This is a genomic window from Thermomonas sp. (genome assembly GCF_047606765.1).
Classification (GTDB): Bacteria; Pseudomonadota; Gammaproteobacteria; order Xanthomonadales; family Xanthomonadaceae; genus Thermomonas.
Map to the genome: position 1 here is coordinate 41,245 of NZ_JASGED010000095.1, position 6,056 is coordinate 47,300.

Here is a 6,056-nt window from a genome sequence, read left to right on the forward strand (position 1 = left end):
CAGCCTCAGCTGCGCTTCAAGCCTTGCAGCGCATCCGCCATGGCACTGTTGAACGGTGCATTCCGTGGCGGTTGCGCTGCCGGGTGCGGCCCGCGCGGTGCGTTGTTGTTGTCGCGGCGGGCAGGGCGCTCGTCGCGCCTGGCATCACTGCGCGCCTGGCCGACGGGATCGTCCATGCGCCGGGTCAGCGCGATGCGCTTGCGCGGCACATCGATTTCAAGCACCTTCACCTTGACGATGTCGCCGGCCTTCACCACCTCGCGCGGGTCTTTCACGTAGCGGTCGGACAGTGCGGAGATGTGGATCAGGCCGTCCTGATGCACGCCGATGTCCACGAACGCGCCGAACGCGGCCACGTTGCTGACCACGCCTTCCAGCACCATGCCGGGGCGCAGGTCCCTGATGTCTTCCACGCCGTCGGCGAACTGCGCGGCCTTGAACTCCGGGCGCGGGTCGCGGCCCGGCTTTTCCAGCTCTTTCAGGATGTCGCGCACCGTGGGTTCGCCGAAGCGCTCGTCGGTGAATTGCGAAGGTTTCAGCGAACGCAGGAAGGTGGTATCGCCGATGATCTGCTTCACCTGTTTTCCGCCGGCGGCAAGGATGCGTTCGACAACGGGATAGGCTTCCGGATGCACGGACGAGGCATCCAGCGGCTGTTCGCCGTCATTGATGCGCAGGAAGCCGGCGCACTGCTCGAAGGTCTTGTCGCCCAGGCGCGGCACCTTCAGCAGCGCCTTGCGCGAGGGGAATGCGCCGTGCTGGTCGCGATACTGCACGATGTTGTCGGCGACCGTCGCAGACAGGCCGGACACGCGCGCCAGCAGTGCGCCGGAAGCGGTGTTCACGTCCACGCCAACCGCGTTCACGCAGTCCTCCACCTTCGCGTCCAGCGCGCGGGCAAGGCGGTATTGATCGACATCGTGCTGGTATTGGCCCACGCCAATGGCCTTGGGTTCGATCTTCACCAGCTCGGCCAGCGGGTCTTGCAGGCGGCGCGCGATGGACACCGCACCGCGCAATGACACATCGAGGTTCGGGAACTCCTTCGCCGCCAGCTCCGATGCCGAATAGACCGACGCGCCAGCCTCGCTGACCACGATCTTCTGCATCTTCAATTCAGGTACAAGCTTGAGCAGGTCGCCGGCCAGTTTGTCGGTTTCGCGGCTGGCGGTGCCGTTGCCGATGGCGATGAGCTGCACGCCATGCGCGAGGCACAGCGTCTTCAGTGCGGCCAGTGATTGGTCCCACTGCTTGCGCGGTTCATGCGGATAGATGGTGTCGGTGGCGACCAGCTTGCCGGTGGCATCGACCACCGCCACCTTCACGCCGGTGCGCAGGCCGGGGTCGAGGCCCAGCACCGCCTTTGGGCCGGCGGGTGCGGCCAGCAGCAAGTCTTTCAGGTTGTCGCCGAACACGGCGATGGCTTCGCCTTCGGCCTTTTCGCGTGCCTGATTGAACAGGTCGAGCAGCAGGTGCAGATGGATCTTCGCGCGCCATGCAAGCCGCACCGCGTTGCGCAGCCATGCATCGCTTGCGCGCCCGCGTGCCTCGATGCCGGCGTGCAGGGCGATGCGGCCTTCGGCATAAAGATGACCGGCTTCGGCATCTGCACCGGGATCGAGTTCCAGTTGCAGGAACTCCTCGCGCCGCCCGCGCAGCAGCGCCAGCATGCGGTGTGAGGGAATCTTCGCCAGCGGTTCGGCGTGGTCGAAGTAGTCGCGGAACTTCTCGCCTGCGGCTTCCTTGCCTTCGACAACCTTCGAGCGGATCAGCCCCTCGCTTGCCAGCCACTGCCGCAGTTCACCGAGCAAGGCCGCATCTTCGCCCCAGCGTTCGATCAGGATGGCGCGCGCGCCTTCCAGTGCAGCCTTGGCATCGGCGACCCCCTTGTCGGCATCGACGAAGCCGGTGGCGAACTCCTCCGGTACGCGCGTGGGATCTGCAAGCAGGCCATCGGCCAGCGGCTCCAGCCCGGCCTCGCGCGCGATCTGCGCGCGGGTGCGGCGCTTGGGCTTGTAGGGCAGGTACAGGTCTTCGAGGCGTGACTTGCTGTCGGCGGCAATGATCTCGGCGCGCAGCTCATGGGTCAGCTTGCCTTGTTCCTCGATGCTGGCAAGGATCGCCGCGCGGCGTTCTTCCATCTCGCGCAGGTAGGTCAGGCGCGTTTCCAGGTTGCGAAGCTGGGTGTCGTCCAGCCCGCCGGTCACTTCCTTGCGGTAGCGGGCGATGAAGGGGACGGTTGCGCCTTCGTCCAGCAGGCCGACGGCGGCTTGCACCTGCGCGGTCTGCGCGCCGATTTCCTCGGCGATGGTGGAAGCGATCTTGCGGGCAAGGGCGGGGGACAGCTCGGTCATGCGGATGCAGTCAATTGCGGAAACGGGAACTGCAATTGTGGCTGGCGCATCGCTGCTGCAACAGCTTGACAAAAATCCTCGTCATTCCGGCGCAAGCCGGAATCCAGTTTTTTGTTTCCAGTCATCGAAGCAAATTCAACCAGCAAAGGCTGGATTCCGGCTTGCGCCGGAATGACGGAAGGGATTACGCGGATACCTCGCGTTTCTCGCGCCACTCCACATACAACCCCAGCGCCACGCCGAGTGCCGCCATGGCGACGATGTAATGCATCGGCGCTGCCGGGTTGTCCTTCATCGCAAGGCTGAGCAGGACTGGCGTCAGGCCACCGGCGATGGCATAGGCCACGTTGTACGAGAACGACAGCCCGGAAAAGCGCACTGGCGCGGGAAAGCCACCCAGCGCGATGGCCGGGATCATCGCGGTCACGCCCACGGCACTACCGGCGATGGCGTAATGCCATTGCGAATACGCGCTGGCCTGCGCTTCGCGATAGAACCACCAGAACGCAACGCCCAGCAGCAGGCTCCACAGTGCCAGCACGCGGCCTGCGCCGTAGCGGTCGGCCAGCGTGCCGGCAATCAGATTTGCCGCCATCGCCGCAAGCACGGCCAACGCATTGCCGGCCAGCGCGGCATCGCGGCTCACGCCCATGCCTTGCAGGAAGGTCGGCATCATCAAGATGGTCACCACCACGGCAGCGGTGAGCAGCCAGGTCAGCAGCATGCCCAGCACCACGGCACCTGCGTGGTCGCGCACCACCGCCTTCAGCGGCAACTCCGCAGACAGCGCACGGCGCTGCTGCATTTCCGCGAACACCGGCGTTTCGTGCAATTGCCGGCGCAGCACCATCGCAAGCAGGCCAAACACGCCGCCAAGCACGAACGGCATGCGCCAGCCCCATGCCAGCAACTGCGTCTCGTCGAAGGCGGCATTCACCGCGCGTGCCACCAGCGAACCCAGCAGGATGCCGCCCAGCAGCCCCAGCGACAGCGAACCACAGGCAAGATTGCGATGACGCGGGGAGACATGCTCGCTGACGAACACCCACGCGCCCGGCGCTTCACCGCCAATCGCCGCGCCCTGCATGATCCGCAGTAGCAACAGCAACAACGGCGCGGCCACGCCGATCTGCGCATAGGTGGGCAGCAGGCCCATCAGCAGCGTGGGGATGGCCATCAGCAGGATGCTGAGCATGAACATGCGCTTGCGCCCGGACATGTCGCCGAAGTGCGCCATCACGATGCCGCCCAGCGGCCTTGCCAGATAGCCGGCGGCGAAGATGCCGAAGGTCTGCACCAGCGTCAGCCACTGCGGCATGTCGGCGGGGAAGAACAGCCGCCCCATCGTGGTCGCGAAGAACACGAACACCACGAAGTCGTAGAACTCCAGCGCGCCGCCGAGCGAGGCCAGTGCGAGGGTCTTGGTCTGCTGCCGTGACAGGCCGGTGGTGGGTTGGGTCGTGGTCATGGTGCAAGCGTATGCGAAGTTGGGGGCTTTGTAGATGCCGAGCTTGCTCGGCAGAAAGGCATGCGGAGCAAGCTCCGCATCTACAAGAACAAATCGTCCTGTACCGCGCTGCCATCCGGTTCGGCAAAGCCGGACAGGCCGATGCCAACCAGCCGGTACAAGGTGCTTGCGGGCAGGTTCACGCGCTCGCGCAGCTTGCAGGCGATATTGGCCAGTGCGATCTCGCTGGTGGGCGGCTCCGGGCCGGTCAGGCTGCGGGTGAGGATGCGGAAGTCGGCGGTTTTCAGCTTCAGTACCACGGTGCGGGCGATGCGCTCCGGGTGCTGCGTGCGTTCGCGCAGATAGCCGGCCCAGGTGCCGGTGGCGATGCGGCGGATATGCGGCTCCAGTGCGTCCAGCGGAAGATCGGTGGCGAAGGTGTCCTCGCTGGAAATCTGCAGGGTGGGGCGTTCGGTTTGCACGTCGCGGTTGTCGATGCCGAATGACAATTCATGCAGGCGGCGACCCCAGCGCCCGAAGCGCGCTTCGAGTGCATCGGCGTCGAATGCGCGCAGGTCGGCGCAGGTGGCGATGCCAAGTTCGGCGAGCCTGGCTTCCATCACCTTGCCCACGCCCGGCAGGCGACCCACTGGCAGCGGCGCGAGGAAGGCATCGACCATGTGCGGCTTGACCACGAACTGCCCGTTGGGTTTGTTCCAGTCGCTGGCGATCTTGGCGAGGAACTTGTTGGGCGCGATGCCGGCAGAGGCAGTGAGTTGCGTTTCTTCACGGATCGCATTGCGGATGTGGCATGCAATCGCGGTGGCGCTGCCGAGGTCGATCTTCGGCGTGGTCACGTCCAGATACGCTTCGTCCAGCGACAGCGGTTCGATCAGGTCGGTGTGCCGCGCGAAGATCGCATGTACCTGCTTCGACACCGCCTTGTAGCGGCTGAAATCCGGCGGTACGAAGACGGCATCGGGGCAGAGCCGCTCCGCGCGTACCGCCGGCATCGCCGAACGCACGCCGAACTTGCGGGCTTCATAACTGGCCGCGCACACCACCGAGCGCGTGCCGCGCCATGCAACGACGACAGGCCTGCCGCGCAGCGCGGGATCGTCGCGCTGTTCCACCGATGCGTAGAACGCATCCATGTCCACGTGGATGATCTTGCGTTGCCGGGCGCTGCTCACGCGGCGATTTTATGCCGCAGGTGGCGTGGTTTCAGCGCCAGAACACGATGCGATCAAAGCCGGGGTCGGGGCTGTCCTTCCATTTGTGGCTTTCCACCGGCGGGCGGGCGACGTGCAGTTCATGCCGGCCGGGCGGCAGGGCACGCACGTCGATCATCGCCAGCAGGGCCGGGCGGTCGGTACGGGCATCGCTGGAGATTTCGTAACGGATGCCTGTCTGCGGTTTGCCATCCAGCGTTACCGCATGCAGTGCGCCAACACAGGCCAGCAGGGCGTCGGCGTGCTTTGCTTCCAGCGTGGGGGCGGGTGTCTTGCAGGTGCGCATTGCGGGATTGTTGCGACGCGGGTTGTACGGTACCACCAGCCTCAGGTACGGGCCGGTGACCACCATGCCCTGCACGTAGGGGGTATTGCCGTCGCGTGCGGGATTGCGTTGGTCGTCGTAATGCGCCGGCATGATGCGGGCATTGTCGTTGTCCGGGAACAGGCCGTAGTTGCCGATCACGTCCGGTTTCTGGATCAGCGCGAACGACGCGCCGACCCCGCACAGTGACAGGAACATGATGCCGTAAGTGAGCGTCAGCATCCGCTGCTTGTCGTCGTTGGTCGTCAGCACGGACATGATGGCGTTGCTGTTGATGCCCATGCCAACGCGAGCTGACCATCTGAACACCGATTCGACCATCCGATGCACCCGGCTACCCGGCTGTAGCCTGGTACCGTACGTGCGATCGATGACGATGGCCGTCAGGAACGGAAGGATGGCCAGCACGAACAACACAGCAAACAGTTCCAGCGGCTTGAACTCGATGCCGAGCAGCGAGGCCAGCAGGTTCAATGCCAGCATGCTTCCGCAAAAGATGACACCAACCACGACGAACAGCGTGGCGATCATCACCCCGATGGCGAAGGTCACGCTGGCCCGGCTGTCGGCACGCTTGATGGCGGTCTTGATGCTGTTGTCGCGGCCACGCTCCACGCTGGACTGGATCGGCCCCATCTTCATCCTGTGCATGCGCACGCCATCCGGATACACCGCATGGATGCCGATCAGCGCGATCC

5 protein-coding genes are annotated in these 6,056 nt (G+C 65.0%); all 5 read right to left on the reverse strand.

Going from position 1 to position 6,056, the window contains the following annotated elements:
* Positions 1–5: 5 nt before the first annotated feature.
* On the reverse strand, positions 6–2,354 hold the full coding sequence (locus tag QM612_RS09280; protein ID WP_415253611.1) for a Tex family protein: 2,349 nt from the start codon (positions 2,352–2,354) through the stop codon (positions 6–8).
* On the reverse strand, positions 2,351–2,479 hold the full coding sequence (locus tag QM612_RS09285) for a hypothetical protein (protein ID WP_415253612.1): 129 nt from the start codon (positions 2,477–2,479) through the stop codon (positions 2,351–2,353). Before QM612_RS09285 ends, QM612_RS09280 begins: the two co-directional genes overlap by 4 nt.
* 59 nt (positions 2,480–2,538) lie before the next feature.
* Positions 2,539–3,822: an MFS transporter gene (locus QM612_RS09290; RefSeq protein ID WP_415253613.1), complete on the reverse strand. Its 1,284-nt coding sequence runs from the start codon at positions 3,820–3,822 to the stop codon at positions 2,539–2,541.
* An 80-nt stretch (positions 3,823–3,902) separates the two neighbouring features.
* Positions 3,903–4,994, reverse strand: a complete 1,092-nt coding sequence (gene dinB / locus QM612_RS09295; RefSeq protein WP_415253614.1) for a DNA polymerase IV — start codon at positions 4,992–4,994, stop codon at positions 3,903–3,905.
* Positions 4,995–5,025: 31 nt separating this feature from the next.
* On the reverse strand, positions 5,026–6,056 hold a 1,031-nt coding region (locus QM612_RS09300; RefSeq protein WP_415253615.1), incomplete at its 5' end, for a hypothetical protein.

Excerpts from the sequence above, each read along its gene's own strand:
- QM612_RS09290 (WP_415253613.1), bottom strand. The coding sequence starts at position 3,822 with ATGACCACGACCCAACCCACCACCGGCCTGTCACGGCAGCAGACCAAG.
- QM612_RS09285 (WP_415253612.1), bottom strand. The coding sequence starts at position 2,479 with ATGACTGGAAACAAAAAACTGGATTCCGGCTTGCGCCGGAATGACGAG.
- QM612_RS09280 (WP_415253611.1), bottom strand. The coding sequence starts at position 2,354 with ATGACCGAGCTGTCCCCCGCCCTTGCCCGCAAGATCGCTTCCACCATC.